The sequence below is a fragment of the Chitinophaga cymbidii genome, assembly GCF_007992715.1.
GTDB classification, from domain to species: domain Bacteria; phylum Bacteroidota; class Bacteroidia; order Chitinophagales; family Chitinophagaceae; genus Chitinophaga; species Chitinophaga cymbidii.
In genome coordinates this window covers 58731-76751 of sequence record NZ_BKAU01000006.1, presented here as the reverse complement: position 1 = coordinate 76751, position 18021 = coordinate 58731, and the positions used below count along the sequence as shown (strand labels likewise).

The window sequence follows — 18021 nt, the reverse complement described above, 5'->3', positions numbered from 1 at the left end:
TATGGAGTTATTATTGATCATACTGATCGGCGTACTGTATGCTACCGGCATTTTCATGATGCTGCGGCGCAGCATGGTAAAGCTGCTCATCGGGCTGATATTGCTTGGTAACGGCGCCAACATGCTGATATTCGTGCTCGGCGGCATCACCACCGGCAAGCCGCCCATCATCGGCGAAAGCGAAAAGATCCTCAGCGGCATTTACGCAGATCCTATTCCGCAATCCCTCATCCTCACGGCCATCGTGATCAGCTTCGGCTTACAAGCCTTTGCCATCGTGCTGTTGAAAAGAGTATACGTATTAATTGAAACGGATGATCTGAACGATCTCACCACACCGGAAACCGACATATGACAGACAACAGCATCATACTACCCGTTATCGCACACCTGTTCACCGCCGTGCTGCTGATATTCTTCTGGCGCAAGGTCAGGATACAGCAGGCCGTCAGCGTAGCGGGCAACATCCTTATACTTGGCTTCAGCATCGGGTTATTCATCAAAACATGGAGGGCCGGTTACCTCACCATGCAGGCGGGGGACTGGCAGGCGCCTTTCGGGATCACTTTTGTGTCGGATGTGTTCAGCAGCACCATGATCCTCCTGGCGGGCATCGCGGGGCTGGCCGTGAGCATCTATTCTACGGTTGGCATCAGCCGGCACCGCATACAGTACGGCTACTTTCCCATCTTTCATTTTCTGCTGCTGGGGTTGAACGGCGCTTTCCTCACCGGCGATATCTTCAACCTGTACGTATGGTTCGAGGTGATCATCATTTCTTCTTTCGTATTGATGACGTTGGGTGGACGGAAACCGCAGGTGGAAGGCGCGATCAAATACGTAACGCTGAACCTGCTGGCCTCCGTGATGTTCCTGACGGCAGTGGCTATTTTATATGGACTCACCGGCAGTCTTAATATGGCCGATCTTTCACTGAAAATGGCGAAGATCGAAAACCGCGGGCTGGTGAATATAACCGGGCTGCTGTTCTTCCTGGGCTTCGGCATCAAATCCGCCGTATTTCCGCTGTACTTCTGGCTGCCCTCCTCCTATCATACACCGCCGTCCGCCATCGCCGCCGTGTTTGGCGGGCTATTGACAAAAGTGGGCGTGTATGCATTGCTGCGAGTATTCACCCTGATATTCATTCCGGATGAATTTACCGCCACCATGTTCACCATCGTGGCTACCGCCACTTTGCTTACCGGCGCTTTCGGGGCTTTTATCAAAAGGAATATCCGCAAGCTGTTCTCTTACCTCATCGTATGCCATATCGGCTTTCTGATAGGCGGGCTGGGCATGCATACCAGTGAAGCGCTGGCCGGAACGGTGTTCTATCTTATTCACGACATCATTGTGAAAACGAATATATTCCTGGCCGCGGGGATCATGTACAAGATCAGCGGCACTACGAATATGGACAAGCTCGGGGGGCTTTATGCGGATTATCCGAAGCTGTCGCTGCTGGTGGCGGTGGTGTTGTTTTCGATGGTGGGGATTCCGCCGCTTTCGGGGTTCTGGCCGAAGATCTGGCTGTTCGACGCGGCGTTTTCCACCGACACCTGGTATTTGCTGATCGCCATGATCATCGCCAGCTTCATCACGCTGTTCGTGATCGCGCGGCTGTGGTCAGATGCGTTCTGGAAAACCAGGCCCGTACAGGAAGTTCCGCCAACGGACGACTTCTCCGCCATGTCCTGGTACAGGCGTTCCCTGCTCGTCACACCTGTGCTGGTGCTGGCGGCGGTATCGCTGTACATCGGCTTTGGCGCGGAACACATCGCCCGTTTGTCCGAACGCATTGCAACGGACCTGAAAGACACGGCTCCTTACATCAAGGCAGTACTGGGCCGTGAGATCGTTAACTTTTAACAGTGGATTATGGTCAAGCAGTTTTTGATGAATCTTATGTTGACCTTCATCTGGGTAGCGCTCACGGGGCAGCTGATGTTCTATAATTTTGCATTCGGCTTCATATTGAGCTATCTCGTGCTCTGGATCGTTGCGCAGAAAGGAGAAGGGAAACGCTACTTCAGCCGGGTGCCCGCGGTGATCAGCTTCGTGTTCTTTTTCCTGTACGAATTGCTGAAAGCCAATATTCAGGTGGCGTACGACGTGGTCACCCCTAAGTTCTTCATGAAGCCGGGCATCGTGAGGTATCCCCTGGATGCGAAGTCCGACCTGGAGATCACCATCCTTACCAACCTTATCTCCCTCACGCCCGGCACGCTGATACTCGATGTCAGCGACGACCGGAAAGTGGTGTACATCCATGTGATGTACCTGGCTGACAAAGATGATTTTATCCGGCAGATCAAGGGAGGGCTGGAGAGAAAACTTTTAGATATTTTACGATGAGCCTGAACGATTATCTTTTTTACGTGGTCATGCCGATGCTCTGCCTGTCTGTTATACTGGTAGCGTACCGCTTTTTCAAAGGGCCGAGCATTGCGGACCGGGTGATCGCGCTGGACCTGCTGATCAGTATCGGCATCGGCGTTATCACCGTTTACAGTATTTTTACAAGCCAGGCCACGTTCCTTGATGACGCGATGATCCTCGCGCTGATCGCGTTTCTGGGCACGGTGGCATTTTCTTATTATCTTGAAAAGAAGGAGGAAAAATGAACGATATCATTATTATGGTCCTGTGTACGGTTGCCGCGCTGGTGATCCTGATCGCCGCGATCGGCATTGTGCGGATGCCCGATTTCTACCTCCGCCTGTCCGTTACCATCAAGGCCGCTACCCTGGGAACCGGTTTGCTGCTGATGGCCGCGGCCGTATTCTTTGGCGACATTTCGGTCAATACCAAAGCCATCGCCATCGTGTTCTTCCTGCTGCTGACCACGCCCGTGGCCGGTCATATGATCAGCAGGGCCGCGCACTTCATCGGCGTGAAACAGTGGAAAGGATCGGTGCTGGATGAATTGAAAGGAAAATATGATAAAACCACCCATGGCCTTGAAAGCGGAGACAATCCCCGGCGGAATGGCCCCGGAAGCGAAAACGCACAAGAGCAAACATTCTGAACCATCTTTCGGAAACCAACCATTGAAAAATACGCGACATGCATATCAAAAACACAACAAAGAACCTGATCTTAGCAGTAAGTATGATGACAGGAACAGCAGCGGCGGCGCAATCGCCCGCAACAGACAATCCTTTTTTAAAGGAATATCAGACACCGTTCGGCGTACCGCCGTTCGACCAGATCAGGCCGGAGCATATCATCCCGGCCTTTGAGGAAGGGATCAAAGCGCAGAACGGCCATATTGCCGTTATCCGGAAAGCAGCGCCAACATTCGAAAACACCATCGTTGCGCTGGAAAAAAGCGGCGCGCTGCTCCGGAAGGTCAGTACCGTTTTCTATAATCTCACCTCCGCCAATACCAACCCGGAACTGGAAAATATCTCCCGGCAGATGGCGCCCAAGCTGGCGCAGCACAGCGACGATATTTACCTGGATACCGTGCTCTTCGGACTGATAAAGGCCGTACATAACAAGCCCGGCAAGCTCACGCCCGAACAAAAACGCCTGCTGGAAAAAACCTACAAATCCTTCGTACGCGCCGGCGCCAACCTGGACGCGGACAAACAGGCGCAAATGCGGGAGATCAACAAAGAGCTCTCGCTGCTGACCGTACGTTTCGGCCAGAACCTCCTCGCGGAAACCAACAGCTTCGAGCTGATCGTAGACAAGGAAGAAGACCTCGCCGGCCTGCCCGCGTCGCTCAAAGAAGCGGCCGCCAACTCAGCGAAAGAAGCCGGCAAGCCCGGCAAATGGCGCTTCACCCTGCACAACGCCAGCGTAATGCCCTTCCTGCAATATGCGGACAACCGCCGGCTGCGGGAGATCATGTACAAGGGGTACACCAGCCGCGGCAACCAGGGCAACGACAAAGACAATAAAGAGATCGTGGCAAAGATCGCCATGCTGAGAGCCAGCAAGGCCGCACTGCTCGGATATGCCAGCCACGCGGATTTCATCCTGGAAGAAAACATGGCCAAAACACCGGCGCAGGCGAACGAGCTGCTGACCCGCCTGTGGAATGCAGCCCTGCCGGTTGCGAAAGAGGAAGCCGCGGAAATGCAGAAAGTAATGGACCGCGAAGGAAAAGGTGAGCAGCTGCAAGCCTGGGACTGGTTTTACTATGCGGATAAAGTACGCAAGGAAAAATACAACTACGATGCCGAGGCCATGCGGCCTTATTTCAAGCTGGAGAACGTGCGCGAAGGCATTTTCACCGTTGCTAAAAAGCTGTACGGCCTGAAATTCCTGCCCATTAAGGATATTCCGCTGTATCATACCGATGCGATGGCTTATGAAGTGCAGGAAGCCAATGGCAAACACATCGGTGTGATCTACATGGACTTCTTTCCCCGCACTTCCAAACGCGGCGGCGCATGGATGACCTCCTACCGCAAACAGGCCGCAGGCGTATCACCGGTAGTGTCCATCGTATGCAATTTTTCAAAACCGAACGGCAATCAGCCTGCGTTGCTGACGCCGGATGAAGTGGAAACATTCTTCCATGAATTCGGTCACGCTCTGCACGGCCTGCTCTCCGCCGTAAAATACGAAACCCTTTCCGGCACCTCCGTGCCGCGCGACTTCGTAGAGCTGCCCTCTCAAATTATGGAACATTGGGCATTTGAGCCAGAGGTGCTGCAACTCTACGCCAAACATTATGAAACCGGCGCGATCATACCCGACGGGTTGGTAGAAAAAATGAAAAGCGCTTCCAAATTCAACCAGGGCTTCGCCACCGTGGAATACCTCGCCGCTTCCCTGCTGGACATGGGCTATCACACCCTCCCCGCGGGCCAGCAGGTAGATCCGGTGAGCTTCGAGAAAACGCAAATGGAAAAGCTCGGCCTGATCGACCAGATCGCGCCGCGGTACAAAAGCACCTATTTCCAGCATATTTTCTCCGGCGGATATTCCGCGGGATACTACAGCTATATCTGGTCTGAAGTGCTGGACAGCGACGCATTCGCCGCGTTCAAGGAAACCGGCGACATCTTTGATCCCGCCACTGCCGCATCGTTCCGCAGGAACGTGCTGGAAAAAGGCGATACGGACGATCCGATGAATCTTTATAAAGCATTCAGAATGCGGGCGCCGGAAGTGAAGTTCCTGCTGAAGAACCGCGGGCTGGATAAATAAAAAATTCAATCTGCATAGAACAGGCTGGTCAATGGCAGCCAGCCTGCTTCTATTTCAGGCATATCTGTTTCATCAGGCATAAGCCATTGCCAAAGCACATGCCAGATCTGCTCCAACCGCCAGTTTGGAGGAAATCCCATATATCCGTAATCTATCTCCGGATTGTCTTCCACCAGTTGTAAAAGCATACGTTTAAAGGAAGATGAAGGTTCTATCTTTTCTACAAGATACTGGATACAGCATAATGTACTGTAGAGTTTACTTCCGTCCAGCCCCTCCGTTTCCGCTAAAAACCTGTATCTGTTCCCCGTGGGTACAACAATGGTTTTCGCGGTTGATCTGTAGATGATCTGACCATGATGCGCGCATCTGTTTCGCAACTGGGAAAAGCAATGCAGCCAGTTGACAAGGATGTTATCAGGCAAATTGTACCTGCTGCAAATATGATGTTTGACATCTCTTGCGGAGAGGTATTCGAATATCCTTGATATTGAGCCGAAAGGCAGCAGCTCCATCACTATCCAGGAGGGAAGAGTGGGCAAGTCATTGGAATTTTTCCTGTATCTTTTTATCGCGGGGTCTTCACTATTTATCATACTTCGTTGCAGATACGCGATAAAGTCATCAAACCTGAACGTAGGCAAAAAGCGTTCCCTGTTCAAATACCAATGCGCCCCATACACGGAAGACATCTGGTTTGATATCAGCGTTCTGAAAGCGACCTCTATTGTTTCTATTGCATCAAACAATACCAGCTTCAGATGCTTGTCAAACAGGTAGAGCCTCGTGATCTGCTCAAAAGTACAGCCAGGGAGAAAATCACCGGTTTCCGGATTTCTAAGTTTGTTGGCATAACCATTTAACCTGAAATAACTGATATGAGATAACCAGTGTTCAACGACATCGTTTGATGCAATAATCAAACCTCTGTCTTTAAATAATTGCACTTGCTCTGATATAGTCAGAGAAGGGGCTACAAACATATTCATAACGAGGTGGTATAAAAAAAAAGAGCCTGCCAGATTTGCCCATGAAACAGAGGGGTGGCAGACTATGTCATCACAAATATAGAATAAAAAATCAACCCACAAAAAAATCAGGTGATTTTTTTTATAACAATCCGGATAACTGCGCATACAACGCCTCCCCATCACTAGGCCGCTTCGCTTCTTTCACCGCCACCCTTCCATTACGGTCAAATATGAAATACGTAGGATACTTCCTGGCTTCCTCACCCGGCAACAACTCCTTCCATATCTTTTCAATACGTTCGTTACTCATCCTTACATGTTCCCCGGTGATCCCGTTCAGCTGCACATACTCCCGCCATTTCCTGTCCGCCTCTTCATCGTCATTGCTCAGATAAAGAAATACCACATCCTTGCCGGACATCCTCGTTTTCAGATCGGGCACATATCCCATTTCCACTTTGCACCAGCCGCACCAGGTCCCCCAGATATCGAGATACACGATCTTTCCCTGGTAGGGCGCCAGCAACTCGTTGACCGTGGATATCTCCCGGTAGTCTTTCCGGAAAGCGATGCCCGTATTCTGCTTTCCCTTTTCCAGCATGGCTTCCAGCGCCGCGATCCCTTTATGTCCGTTTTCCGCTTCCTTTCCTGCGGCAAAATGTTCATCGATGCCGGCCATGAGCTTCCGGGCCATGGGCAGCTCCTGGTCGTTGCAATAATAGATCAGGCGGTTGGATAGCAGCCGCTCGAATTGCGGCGCGGGCATCGACTTTTCGGCAAGCAGGACCGCAATGATCTCATCGCCGTATGTCTTTGCCAGGTGCATCAACGAATCGAAGGGCAGGCCGGTGGCTTCCACCAGCAGTTGCTGGCCCCGCGCCTTATCTTTCCGGTAAATGAGGCCCAGCCTTCTCATTTCATACTTCGCGCAGGCATAGAGGAAATACCCTGCGTATGGGCTTCTGTCCATTTCCTGCATGGACGGAATGCCTGTAATGTGCATCAGCGTATCCTGCCAGCGCTGCACGGCGGGGTTCTTCGTGTAGCTGCTCAGCACAGATGAAAATTCGTCCATGTTCAGTGCATAATAATATTTGATCTGGGTGGCAAGCGAAGCCCTGATATCAGCGGGTATGGCTGACTTTTTAACGAGCTGCCGCAAGCTGTCCGCTTCCTTCAGAATAGCCGGCAACAATATATGCAGCAGGGAATCTTCAGACATTTTTCCATATTCATTCTTAGCGGAGAACTCCTTCATAAAAAACGGGCGGGGCGGAAAGAACGCGTGGATCATGCCGTTCTCAACAGCCGCTTTGCCGGTGTATTGAATAGTGCCGGGAAGGTCGTTCCCGGCAAATGTAACATGCAAAGGCCGGCCGGGGCTTAGCAGCAGCTGCTGTTCCTTCTTGTTATAATGCAAGGTGACAAACACCGGATCATCCCCCGGAACAGAAAATGAGAACGTGCCATCCGGCGCAATTTTGCTATATACCGAATTGGCGGACTGATACCATACATCGCGGGAAATGTTCAGCTCCACCTCTCCTGCTATGCGGGCATTGACCTTGCCGGTCAATATGGATTGGGACAGACATACCTGCGTGCAACACAGTAAGAGAACAAGCGAAAGATATTTTTTCATGGCGGATAATTTTTTGCAAGGATAATACCCGTTGCGGCGGTAGGGAACGGAATGTGATGAATGAATAAGATGGTGTTGTGAAATCATCGTTTCCCGTTTTTCACCTGATTGTACAGGTCCAGCACGGCGGCGGTACCCAGTGCAGGGTCCTGATGATGGATACCGTGGCTGCGCCCCGGCAGCAATACAACACGGCTATTGTGGTTCTTCTCTATCAGCGCTGTAAAATGCAGCATGCGGAAGCGGTCTACTTCCCGGAACCACGGCACGATGTTGATCTTCAGTTCATCCGCCAGCAGTTTCTCCCCGTGTTCCACCGGACGGCTATAAGCAAGCAGCACTGTAACCGGGATATCGGGAAGCGGCGCAAGCGAAACATATTCTTTGAAATACCCGTTATTCCTGACCCGTTCCATTTCATACCGCTCCCCTGCTGTTCTCGTTGCATCCGCGGAAAAACGCTTCTGCATAAAAGCGGACAAGCCGCGGTACCCCATCGCACTGCCTGAAAGCGTTCTGATCTCCTCATCTTCTTTTTTTGTCAGCATGAAATCGGTAGGATCGATGAATAACAAACCGGCTACATCGTCCGGGTAAACAGCTATGAACAGGCGAATGAAAGCGCCGCCCAGGGAATGACCAACCAGAACGTAAGGCGGCGCGATCTTCAATGTTTCCAAAAGATGATGCAGCCGCATCACCACATCACGGTCGCTTTTAAGCGTAGTATCAATGTCGGAACCGCCCAGTCCGTTCCGGTCATATGCGATGCCGGCGGCTTTTTCCGAAAGTCCGGGAAACAACATGCCATATGCGCCGCCACCGGAGCCCATGCCGCTTTCAAAGACCAGCACGGGCTCGCCGGGCTTACGGTTTTCGAGGCCAAAGCTTGTATAATTCATCTTTTTACCGTCTACCATGACACTTTGTGCCATGGAAAACTGGGCCGGAAGCAGCAGCAATAGTAACCAGCGATAGATATGACCGCTTTTGCGGCTTACCAGCCTGTCAAATGTGTTGAAGTTCATACCGGAAAGTTCCGTGCTTTATTGGCTTCCGCCGGCCAAATGTGATGAAACAGCCGGATAAAGTGATAAAAAAGGCGCACCGGATCTCTCCGGCACGCCTTCCGTTCAGGAATGGTATAACCTACAGTTTGATCAATCGTAAAGTTGCTGTTTCCTTTCCTCCTTCCAGCTTCAGGATGTACGCTCCACCCTGGAAAGCACTGATGTCAAGGTTCAACCTTGTCTGCCCCGCCGGTACGCTCCACTGGCGCACCATCCGGCCCTGCATGTCCAGCAGCGTTGCGGTTTTAAACGCATCAGCCGGAATGTCCACGTTCACCGGCCCGTAAGTGGGGTTCGGGAACAGCTGCGTTTTTGAAACCGGCTTGCTTTCTTCCTGTTTTACAAAGGCTATGCCGCCGGCATCAAGACTATCCGGCGCACAGTTGTCTATGCTGAACCAGTTGAACTTGAAGGTGCCGGAATATACGTGTATGCCTGTGTAGCTCAGCGCGGGCAGGGTGATCGTGTCTGTGATCGTCTGCCATGCGCCGCCGGTAGACGGTACATCAATGATACCGAACCGCATGCCGCTGTGGCCTACGCTGATCTGCGCGGGCGCGGTGGTAGATACGCGGAAGCTGATATTGTACACGCCGGATACCGGTACGTTCAGGTTGTTGTAAGCGAAGTAATCGTTGACCCAAAGGCCCGCGTAGTTCTGTCCGCCGCCCACATCGGTACAGGTTTGCAGATAGGGACCGGGGGCTTTCGCGCTGGCGGTTTCCGCCTCGTACTTTTGATTCACCGTGCAGGCATTGGCCTGGATGTCTGCTGTTGCGGTGCCGCTGATGCTGTCCACTGTAGCTGTTACGGTAAACATACCGGAAGTAAGACCAGCCGTCAGCGTACCGGTGGAGGAGATCGTGTTTCCACTGCCGTCCACGCTCCAGGTCACCGGCGGCAGCGCCATCATGTTGCTGTCCGCATCATACCCGGTAGCGGTGAACTGCTGCGTTCCGCCAGCCGCCACGATCGCTGAATCCGGGGATATCACGATCCTCGTTAATACCTGCGGTTCATCCGCACAGTTATCGATGCTGAACCAGTTGAACTTAAAGGAGCCGGAGGTAACGTGAACGCCGGTGTAAGTCAATGCCGGCAAGGTCATCGTATCGCTAACGGTCTTCCACACGCCGCCGGTTGACGGTATGCTGATGGTACCGAAAGTATATCCGCTGTGGCCGATCTTCACAGTAGATGCGGCGGTGGACAGCACGCGAAGGCTGATCCTGTACCTGCCTGCTACCGGAACGTTCAGCGTGTTATAAGCGAACCATTTACCGGAATTAAGCCCGGCGAAGTTCTGCCCGCCGCCAACGTCCGTGCAGGTTTCGAGGTAAGGGCCGGAAGCATAGTTGGAAGAGCTTTCCGCTTCATGCTTGTTATTTACCGTACAGGCGTAACCGGTAGTTACCACGGCCGTGCTGCTGATGGTGTCCGCAGTGGCCGTAATAGTGTAGGTACCGGCGGTTGCGCTGGCGGTGAAAATGCCTGTTGCCGAAATGGTGTTGCCAGCTCCGGTGGTCGTCCAGGTGATGGCCGGCGCTTCCTGCATTACACTGTCGAACTGATCATATGCGGTAGCGGTAAATTGCTGTGATGCGTTGAGAGGGACGGTTATTGTATCCGGACTGATCTCCAGTCTTGTCAGCACCGGCTCCGGCGTCACTTTTGCAATAGCCGTTCCCGTTACTGATTCCGCCACGGCGCTTAGAGTGTAAGTGCCGGCAGTGGGGCCCGCGGTGAAAAGCCCGTTTGTATCCACGCTGTTGCCGCTGCCGGTCACCGACCATGCCGGTATAATGGATACCACATTGCTGTCGGCATCATATCCTGTTGCCTTAAACTGCTTGGTAGTACCGGCTATCAGCGACACACTGTCCGGCACAATGCTGATGCGGGAGAGGGTGATATCGTCCGCATCCACAAATTCCAGCCAGTTGAAATTCCAGCCGGAGGCGTTAGACCAGATGCGGATGGTTTGCTGGCCTGCCGCAAGATGCACGGGCGCGGAGGCTACGGAGATCCAGTTCTGCCATCCTCCGCTGGCGGGCAGGTTCACGGTGGCAAGCGTTGCAGTGTCCTGCTGCACTTTCAGGCTGGTGTTATAGCTGACGGCCACCCTGAAACGCAGCCGGTAATCTCCGGCGGAGGGCACATCAATATCATATTCCATCCAGGTTCCGGCGCCAATGTAACTTACGTTTTGCCCGCCGCCTGTGTCCTGCGTGGGTTCCGTGCAGCAGACATTGGAGTTGTCGTAGTTCTCCGCTTCGATCTTTGCGGGGATGGGCTTGTAGTTGACAGGCCGCACGTTGAAGTTCGTGGAGCCGGAGACCGTCGCGGAATCCACGGTAGCCGTGGCGGTTACCACGCCGGAAGATTGCAGTGTGGCAAAACCGGTGGAGTCGATCGTATTGCCGGCGCCGGTGATGCTCCATACCGGTGTGATCGCCATATCATGACCATTCTGGTCCAGCGCTTTCGCGGTGTATTGCTGCGTTTTACCGGGCACGAAAGAAAGGTCTTTGGGTGTTACCATCACGGAATCCAGCACCGGCGTGCCCAATCCTTTCTGGTATACGCGCACATAATCCACCATCATGCTGTCCGGCCAGTCCGCTTCGAATATCTGACCACCCATGCCGCCGCCAATGGCTACGTTGAGGATGACGTGGAATTTCTGGTCGAAAGGCCAGTCTTTCCAGTCTGTATGCGGATTGGCATATGTGTAGACGTGCACGCTATCATAGGTGAAGCGCAGGGAATCCGGGCTCCATTCCAGGGCGTACACGTGATAGTTGTCCGCCGCATCGGGGATATTGCGCGAGCCGGTGAGATGCCCGCCGTTCATCCAGTTGTTATTCTGCGTATGTACGGTAGACATGGCATTGCCGTAATTATTACCGATATGTTCAAGGATGTCGATCTCGCCGCTGCGGGGCCATGCGCCGTACGCGCTCGTAGTGGGCATGAGCCAGATGGCCGGCCAGGAGCCGCGTGCGCGCGGGAGCTTGGCGGAAACTTCCACTTTGCCGTACTGGAAATCCATTTTGTACTGGGAGATCATTCTGCCGGAAGACCAGGGCTCCGTGGTGGTGCCGTTCGGGAAATCCTTTTTCCCTTTGATGATGAGCTTGCCGTCCACGATGCGGATATTGTCGTGCGTAGTGTCTGTGTATACCTGCTGCTCTCCGTTGATCCATCCTTTGGGCTTCGCGTCTACCGTCCATTTATTGCGGTCAGGCAGGCCGTTCACACTGAACTCGTCCTGGTAGATCATGGTCCAGTTGGGATTTCCGGCGAACACTACATTCCCTTTGGCAGTATACAGCGCCGTATTGGGATTTTGCAGCTCCGCTCCCGCTATGGTCAGCTGCAGCGTGGTGCGGGAATAGTTGATGGGGGAATTGCCGCTCAGCGTGATGGTGGCAATGGTGTCGTTCACGCGGTGCACACTGTCTATGGTAACGCCCTGCGGCAGGTTGAGGGCCGTCCAGTTAGCGGTGTTGAGCGTAGGGCTGAAAATATCGCCGTTCACTTCTGCCTGCAATACGGCGCCGTGCTCCTGCCCCATTTCCACCGTGGTGCTGGTGAGCGTGATATTGGTGGGATTGGGAGCCTGCACAAGATCGAAGTACAAGGTGCCGGTTCCTTTCTTTCCATCGATGAAATGCACACCGATATAGTTGAAGTCCGTGCGGTGGCTGACGCTCTGGAAGTTGAAGGTAGCTTCTTCCCAGCGGTTGATCTGGCTGACTTTGTAGGTGAAATACACGGCTTTCGTGTAGTCGGTACCGGGTTGCAGCTTGAAGAGTATCTCGTCTTTGGTAGTGGCGTACACCATCATTTTGAACACGCTGTTCGTGGAGATATCAAACGCTTCCGGCATGCTGACGTTGGCGCTCATGTACTCGAAACAGGTGGTGTCTTTGGTGAATTTTGCTACGTGTGAGCTGGTGTTGAGGCCGGAGGGTTGCGGGTTCGGTACGCCGAACTCTACTTTCCCGGTAGCGCCGGCGCCGGCGTAGTAGGTCCATCTGCCGGAGCAGGGACCGTTGCCTTCCATATCATCCAGCAGGAGAAATTGTGCATTCAGCTTGCCGCACAGCAGCAGACTGAACAACACGAGGAGTGTTGTAAATTTGTTTTTCATAACGTTTTCATTTTATACGTGGATAGGATTCTTTCTCGATTCGGGCCAACACTATTCAATACGATACGATACGGGCGGCTAAAGGTATTTTTTAGCCGCCCGTCCGTTTACAGATTCGGGTTCACCAGGGCATCCGCGCCCGGAATAGGCATCCAGTACTTATCCTGCGTGATGGTACCGATGGGTTCCAGGTCGTCCGGGTGTTTGTTTTCATTCGCAGCGGCTACCATGTCCAGCCGCACGAGGTCAAACCAGCGGTTCCATTCACCTGCGAACTCCCAGGCTCTTTCGTCGATCACGGCTTTGAGGAAGTCCTCTTTTCCGAGGCCGGAGATGTTACCAAGACCGGCACGCAAACGCACGGCATTGACCGCGTTATAGGCGTCCGTATTGGGAGCGGCGGAAGACCGGGCCTGCGCTTCCGCGTAGATCAGGAGCACATGCGCGTACCGTATCATCAGCACGGGGCTGTTGGACATGTACACATCCGCCTTTCCGTTCTGAATCCTGAACTTTTTATAGTACGGATGCTTGGTGGCGAGGTCCTGCCAGGGTATAGGCGTGGTGGTGCCGGGTTTGGTAAATTCCAGGGAGAAGGTCGCATCCTTGCGGGAGCCTTCGGGGAAGTTGTTGTAGAAATTCATTTCCGGGAAGAAGTCGCTCCAGCCGGCTTCTTCGTCGGGCATACCGGATACGCCGTAGAAGGAGTTATAGGTGATCCAGTTGCCGCGCGTGAAGATGGTGAATACATCTTCGGGGGTACCGCCGGCGAATATCTTCAGGAAACCGTCCTGGTAAAGATCAAAGCCATACACAGCCTTGTTGTCGATCACCTCTTTTGCTTTTGCGGCGGCCAGCGCATATTTGGACGCGTCATTGATCGGCCATCCGCCTTGCGTGAGGTATACATCGGCCAGCAATGCTTTCACGGAGCCTTTGTTGGGCCGGCCGGGATTGCGTTTGGTGTTGGGCACCCACTCTTCCGCTTTGGCGAGATCGGCTTCTACCAGTTTATATACTTCAGCCGGGGAACTTTTTTCCAGCTTCAGGTATTCTTCCAGGTATTTTTCCGTAGGGATGATGGGTACAGCGCCCCAGTAGCGGGTAAGCCAGTAATAACACAGCGCGCGCAGGAAATAGGCTTCACCCACGATCTCGTGGATCTTCGCTTCTTCGCCGTCCGTCACCGCCGTATAATTGTTGATGATATTGGTGGTGGACTGGATCGTTTTGTAGCAACCGCGCCAGATGGGATTCATGCGGCTGTTCAATGAGGAAACATTGAACTGGTCAAATTCGCGGAACTCTTCCTTGTTAGAACCCGGATGTGTGGTAAGGTCGTCCGCACCCATGCACATCGCGATCTGTGAAACGGTCACAAAGCCGCTTTCGAAGCCTACCTGCAGGCTGGCATAAGCCCCGCTCAGCGCGGATTCCAGACCAGCCATATTGCTCAGCGCAATGGAGCCTACCACCAGGCCCTGCGGATCTTCCGTCAGCTGCTTTTTACAACCGGCGGCGAAGAATACAATCAGTATAAAAAATATCTTTTTCATCCGTAAATATTTTATTGGTTTTAGCCGGATGGAACTCCGTTTCATCTGTTTCATCTGTTAATGTTTAATTTTTTACGGGCCAGATGGAACCTCGCATTAACATGGCCCGGTGCCATAAATGTATCATGCTCGGTTTCATTTGAAAAGTTAAAAACTTACGGTCACCCCGCCCGTGATGGTTTTCGTATTCGGGTAAGAACCATAATCGATGCCCTGGCGGGTATCTCCCGCGGCGGCGCTGGCTTCCGGATCAATGCCGCTGTATTTGGTGATCGTGAAAAGATTCGTGGCGCCCACAAATACTTTCACGCCTACCGTATTCCATAATTTCGATTTCGCGATACTATAGGAAAGGCTGATGTTCTTCAACCGCAGGAAGTCTGCTTTTTCGAGGAAGCGGGTAGATTGCGTGAAGTTCTTGTTCGTAGTGCTGAACGCGGGAATATCGGAAGTTTCATTTACACCGGGGATGTAACGGTCCTTGATATCCACATTGGTGGCTTCCCTTGCATCACCGCCATGATACATCGTGGCGGCATTGTTATAGTTCAGCTTGTCAAAACCGAATAATCCCTGGAAGAAAACATTCAAAGAGAACGCACCGTGGCTGACGGTGTTATTCCAGCCGAAGGAGGTTTTGGGAATACCGGAGCCGATCACTTCATAATCATCCGCACCGATCGTATTATCGCCATTTCTGTCGAGATACTTCGAATCTCCCGGTACCGCACCAAATTCCGCAGCAGCGTCCGCTTCCGAAGGCTTCCAGGTGCCGAGGTAAGTAAGTCCCCATATGGCGCCCAGCGATTCTCCCGGCCGTACTACAAATTCAGGCTGCGGAGACATCCCGCCGCCGATCTTGCGGTTCTGGTCAAGGATCATTTCCCTCGAACCGACAGATACTACGTTATTCTTCAGGAACGAGAAGTTCATCCAGCTGTTCCAGCTCCATTTCCCTTTATCCACAACCACCGCGTCAACAGAAAACTCCCATCCTTTATTCTGCACAGATCCTACGTTGCGGGTGATCGTATTTCCACCGAGATACAACGGCAGGGTTTCATTCAATAACAGGTCGCGGGTATCTTTCACGAAGTACTCGGCGGTAAGATTGATCCGGCCGTTCATCACACCGATCTCCAGACCGGCATTCTTTTGTTCGGTCGTTTCCCATTGCAGGTCAAGGTTACCGATGTTGCCGATCGCGATACCGGTTACGTGTGATGAATTGGTAAAGGATGCATTGCGGGAAGCATAGGCGGAGAACGTGCTGTAGGCAGCAATGGCGTCACTGCCTGTCAGCCCCCAGCTGCCGCGCAGCTTCAGGTTGCTGAATATATTGAGGTCACGGATGAAAGGCTCTTCGGACAATACCCATCCCGCTGAAAACGACGGGAAATTTCCGAAGCGGTTGTTCTCGGCGAATTTGGAAGAACCATCGCGGCGTGTAGCTGCGGATACAAGATATTTATCTTTATACGCATAGTTTATACGGCCAACCTGGGAGAATATGGCCGCTTTCGAATAGCCGGAGCCGGGGGTGCCGGGCGTGCCCTGTGCAAGATTATTCCATTCGAGGGATTCGTAAGACAGGTTGGATGAACCGGCGGATACATAATTGTAGGTGGACTGCTGGTATTCCAGCACCGCCGTCACATCCAGGCTGTGTACCTTGTTGAATGTTCTCCGGTAGTTCAGCATGTTGGTGTTCTGCAGGCGGACTTCCTTGTTGGAACGATAGCTGGCGGAGGCCACATTGTTATTGATGGGCTTGCCGGTAAAGTTCTTGTTTTCGTATCCGAGATAGTTGGCGCCGTACTGGATGCTGAAAGCAAGCCCCGGTACAATATCATCGTACTTGAATCCACCGATCATATTGGCCATCATCCGGTCCGTCACCGCTTTGCGTTGCTCGGTGATCGCCACAGGATTGTTGAACGCGGAGCTCACGGGATCTTTCAGCGTGTAACCGCCGGCAGCAGTTCTCACCGGCACCGTTGGCGACCAAATGAAAGCCTGTGCCAGCGGGCTGATCGTTCCATCGGCAGGGATATCCACGTTCAGAGCGGAACTGTAAGAACCGGTAATATTCAGGAAAGTGGAAATCTTTTTGGATAGCTGGGAATTGATGTTGGAGCGGAGGGTATAACGTTTGTAAGATGAATTTTCGATCACACCATCCTGGTCCAGGTAGTTGCCGGAAATGAAGTAACCGGTCTTGTCGTTACCGCCGTTCAGGCTTAACATATGCTCCTGGCTCATGGCGGTGCGGAATATTTCATCCTGCCAGTCGGTACCACCCTTTGCACGAAAATCCGCGATTTGCTCTGCTGTGAACGGAGGCGTGGTGCCCACCGCCGTCGCATGCTCATTGGCTACCTGTGCAAAATCACCGGCATTGAGCAGGTCCATTTTCTTGATGACCTCTGAGGACGACAGACGGCTGGTGAAATTCACTTTCAATCCGTCTTTCAAACCTTTCTTCGTGGTCACGATCACCACACCGTTGGCGCCGCGGCTGCCGTAGATGGCGGTGGCGGACGCATCTTTCAGTACCTGGATGGAAGCGATATCGTCCGGGTTGATGGCGAAGAACTCCGCGCCGATGAAACCGTCCACTACATAGAGCGGGCTGTTGTCGCCGTTGATGGAGTTGGAACCGCGGATGCGGATGCGCACGCTGCCGCCGGGAGCGCCGGTGGGATTGGTCACCTGCACGCCTGCCGCCCTGCCTTGCAGCACCTGGTCGAAACGGTTCACGGGCTGATCTTCAAATTCTTTGGAAGAAACAGTAGTGATGGAGTTGGAGAGCGTGGCTTTGCGCTGTTCGCCATATCCTACGACCACCAGTTCGTTCATTTTAGACGCCGAAGCGGTCAGCGTCACGATGATCTCTTTTCTGCCGGCCAGCGCGATCTCCTGCCGGTCGAAGCCGATGGAGGAAACAACGAGTATGGCGTTGTCGTCCGTTACGGTGATCAGGAAGTTCCCCTGTCCATTCGTCACCACGCCTTTAGAAGTGCCTTTCACCTGGATGGTAACACCGGGCAGCGGTTCTCCTTTTTCATCCCGTACGGTACCCCTGATCTCGGTTTCACGCACAGCGGTTTCCGTGCCGGAAAGCGCCCTGCGTTTCACCACAATAATTTTATCAGTAATGGCATAGGTCAGCGGCTGGTTCCTGAAACACAGGTCCAGCGCCTCTTCCAGGGGCATGCTTTTTACGTCGAGGTTGACGGTGCGGGCATGGGATAATTGCTCCTCCGTGTACAGGAAGGTGTAACCGGTCTGTTTACCGATCTCCTTAAACAACCTGGCCAGGGAGATGTTCTGTTTGGAAAGGGTAACTGTTTGTGCATGTCCCGCCGCGCGTACCTGCAGCAGGACAATGGTCATCAAAAGCACCGTTAATTTCATGATCAGTAGCGTTTTTTCTAATAATCGTGGAAAATTCTGC

General features: G+C 52.9%; 12 protein-coding genes. 6 read left to right on the top strand and 6 right to left on the bottom strand.

Annotated elements, in window-relative coordinates; translation table 11 throughout:
• Nucleotide 1 precedes the first annotated feature (1 nt).
• Genes CCY01nite_RS23015 through CCY01nite_RS22990 form a run of 6 tightly spaced genes read left to right on the top strand, consistent with a single transcriptional unit; the run spans nt 2 to nt 5169 of the window.
• Entirely contained in the window at nt 2-355 is a 354-nt protein-coding gene (locus CCY01nite_RS23015; protein ID WP_146866716.1) for a Na+/H+ antiporter subunit C, read from the top strand.
• Nucleotides 352-1872, top strand: coding sequence for a proton-conducting transporter transmembrane domain-containing protein (locus tag CCY01nite_RS23010; RefSeq protein ID WP_146866714.1), 1521 nt, complete (start codon nt 352-354; stop codon nt 1870-1872). The genes CCY01nite_RS23015 and CCY01nite_RS23010 overlap by 4 nt, the downstream gene beginning before the upstream one ends.
• Before the next feature lie 27 nt (nt 1873-1899).
• Complete coding sequence (locus tag CCY01nite_RS23005; RefSeq protein ID WP_222614477.1) at nt 1900-2358, top strand: Na+/H+ antiporter subunit E; 459 nt, start codon at nt 1900-1902, stop codon at nt 2356-2358.
• Nucleotides 2355-2627 carry a cation:proton antiporter gene (locus CCY01nite_RS23000; protein WP_146866709.1) on the top strand — a complete coding sequence of 91 codons (273 nt, stop codon included), beginning with the start codon at nt 2355-2357 and terminating at the stop codon, nt 2625-2627. Before CCY01nite_RS23005 ends, CCY01nite_RS23000 begins: the two co-directional genes overlap by 4 nt.
• Entirely contained in the window at nt 2624-3031 is a 408-nt protein-coding gene (gene mnhG, locus CCY01nite_RS22995; protein WP_146866707.1) for a monovalent cation/H(+) antiporter subunit G, read from the top strand. Before CCY01nite_RS23000 ends, mnhG begins: the two co-directional genes overlap by 4 nt.
• 38 nt (nt 3032-3069) lie before the next feature.
• Nucleotides 3070-5169 (top strand): M3 family metallopeptidase, encoded by a 2100-nt coding sequence (locus tag CCY01nite_RS22990; protein WP_146866705.1) that lies wholly within the window; start codon nt 3070-3072, stop codon nt 5167-5169.
• A gap of 5 nt (nt 5170-5174) precedes the next feature.
• On the opposite strand, the gene CCY01nite_RS22985 is transcribed toward CCY01nite_RS22990, so the two are convergent.
• The 6 genes from CCY01nite_RS22985 to CCY01nite_RS22960 form a co-directional block, all read right to left on the bottom strand.
• On the bottom strand, nt 5175-6158 hold the full coding sequence (locus CCY01nite_RS22985; protein ID WP_186831220.1) for an Abi family protein: 984 nt from the start codon (nt 6156-6158) through the stop codon (nt 5175-5177).
• Between the two features lie 121 nt (nt 6159-6279).
• Entirely contained in the window at nt 6280-7782 is a 1503-nt protein-coding gene (locus CCY01nite_RS22980) for a TlpA family protein disulfide reductase (RefSeq protein WP_186831219.1), read from the bottom strand.
• Nucleotides 7783-7865: 83 nt separating this feature from the next.
• The gene (locus CCY01nite_RS22975) at nt 7866-8810 is read right to left on the bottom strand and encodes an alpha/beta fold hydrolase (RefSeq protein WP_146866699.1); all 945 of its coding nucleotides are present in this window, start codon (nt 8808-8810) and stop codon (nt 7866-7868) included.
• A gap of 121 nt (nt 8811-8931) precedes the next feature.
• Nucleotides 8932-13008, bottom strand: a complete 4077-nt coding sequence (locus tag CCY01nite_RS22970; protein ID WP_146866697.1) for a carbohydrate-binding protein — start codon at nt 13006-13008, stop codon at nt 8932-8934.
• Between the two features lie 107 nt (nt 13009-13115).
• Complete coding sequence (locus CCY01nite_RS22965; protein ID WP_146866695.1) at nt 13116-14564, bottom strand: RagB/SusD family nutrient uptake outer membrane protein; 1449 nt, start codon at nt 14562-14564, stop codon at nt 13116-13118.
• A 147-nt stretch (nt 14565-14711) separates the two neighbouring features.
• The gene (locus CCY01nite_RS22960; protein WP_186831218.1) at nt 14712-17981 is read right to left on the bottom strand and encodes a TonB-dependent receptor; all 3270 of its coding nucleotides are present in this window, start codon (nt 17979-17981) and stop codon (nt 14712-14714) included.
• Nucleotides 17982-18021 lie beyond the last annotated feature (40 nt).

What these genes read in the sequence shown, in the direction of transcription:
- CCY01nite_RS23015 (WP_146866716.1), top strand. Translation starts at nt 2, where the DNA reads ATGGAGTTATTATTGATCATACTGATCGGCGTACTGTATGCTACCGGC.
- CCY01nite_RS23010 (WP_146866714.1), top strand. Translation starts at nt 352, where the DNA reads ATGACAGACAACAGCATCATACTACCCGTTATCGCACACCTGTTCACC.
- CCY01nite_RS23005 (WP_222614477.1), top strand. Translation starts at nt 1,900, where the DNA reads ATGAATCTTATGTTGACCTTCATCTGGGTAGCGCTCACGGGGCAGCTG.
- CCY01nite_RS23000 (WP_146866709.1), top strand. Translation starts at nt 2,355, where the DNA reads ATGAGCCTGAACGATTATCTTTTTTACGTGGTCATGCCGATGCTCTGC.
- mnhG (WP_146866707.1), top strand. Translation starts at nt 2,624, where the DNA reads ATGAACGATATCATTATTATGGTCCTGTGTACGGTTGCCGCGCTGGTG.
- CCY01nite_RS22990 (WP_146866705.1), top strand. Translation starts at nt 3,070, where the DNA reads ATGCATATCAAAAACACAACAAAGAACCTGATCTTAGCAGTAAGTATG.
- CCY01nite_RS22985 (WP_186831220.1), bottom strand. Translation starts at nt 6,158, where the DNA reads ATGAATATGTTTGTAGCCCCTTCTCTGACTATATCAGAGCAAGTGCAA.
- CCY01nite_RS22980 (WP_186831219.1), bottom strand. Translation starts at nt 7,782, where the DNA reads ATGAAAAAATATCTTTCGCTTGTTCTCTTACTGTGTTGCACGCAGGTA.
- CCY01nite_RS22975 (WP_146866699.1), bottom strand. Translation starts at nt 8,810, where the DNA reads ATGAACTTCAACACATTTGACAGGCTGGTAAGCCGCAAAAGCGGTCAT.
- CCY01nite_RS22970 (WP_146866697.1), bottom strand. Translation starts at nt 13,008, where the DNA reads ATGAAAAACAAATTTACAACACTCCTCGTGTTGTTCAGTCTGCTGCTG.
- CCY01nite_RS22965 (WP_146866695.1), bottom strand. Translation starts at nt 14,564, where the DNA reads ATGAAAAAGATATTTTTTATACTGATTGTATTCTTCGCCGCCGGTTGT.
- CCY01nite_RS22960 (WP_186831218.1), bottom strand. Translation starts at nt 17,981, where the DNA reads ATGAAATTAACGGTGCTTTTGATGACCATTGTCCTGCTGCAGGTACGC.